At 56.3% G+C, this 616-nt stretch carries 1 protein-coding gene; it reads right to left on the bottom strand.

Annotation, left to right across the window (positions count from 1 at the left end; genetic code table 11):
• Positions 1-40: 40 nt before the first annotated feature.
• The gene (locus P7F28_RS10155) at positions 41-490 is read right to left on the bottom strand and encodes a hypothetical protein (protein WP_277184362.1); all 450 of its coding nucleotides are present in this window, start codon (positions 488-490) and stop codon (positions 41-43) included.
• Positions 491-616 lie beyond the last annotated feature (126 nt).

Below are 616 nucleotides of genomic sequence, written 5' to 3'. Positions count from 1 at the left end.
CTCTCCCTTTCCTTGCTGCGTCGGCTATGAAGCCTGCTCCCTAGAACGCTACCTCGTCATCTCCCACCGGCGCATCTGAGCGGAGCGGCACGACATCGAGCGCGATCCGGACAGAGTTGTCCGCATTACGTACACGCAGGCCATACACGTTCAAACGCGGTGCTTCATCCCACTCTTCCTGCGAATACTCGTCGCGTACGTCAGGGCTAAGCGGAAGGACAATCAGGTAACCGGAATAGTCCGGGGACTTGGTTGTCTTCTTTTCCTCGTTGCGAAACAGACGCCCCGAGTAGTGCACCTGCCCCTTCGCGCCGACCGACAGGTCGAGATACCGCTTGTCCGATTCCTTTGCATCCTTGAGAAAGGCTGACAACGGAACCGATTCGCCACCGAGTTTGATAGACCCTGTGAAGAGCGGACCATTCTCGCGGGCGTGTTCCTCGTCAACGGGAAACAGGACGGCAGTGGTACGACTGGTTTCGGTCAACATGATGAACCTCCTTCGAAGTGAAAAAGGCCATCCGGGAGCGTCGAGAGACGATCCACGGATAGCGCGGATCGTCTCTCGACATGGCAAAGGTAGGACAAAAACACTAAATACTCAAGCTCGGAACTG

Source organism: Caballeronia sp. BR00000012568055 (genome assembly GCF_029439455.1).
Classification (GTDB): Bacteria; Pseudomonadota; Gammaproteobacteria; order Burkholderiales; family Burkholderiaceae; genus Caballeronia.
The sequence above is the reverse complement of the archived record's forward strand: the minus strand, read 5'-3'. Positions and strand labels throughout refer to the sequence as shown.

What these genes read in the sequence shown, in the direction of transcription:
- P7F28_RS10155 (WP_277184362.1), bottom strand. Translation starts at nt 490, where the DNA reads ATGTTGACCGAAACCAGTCGTACCACTGCCGTCCTGTTTCCCGTTGAC.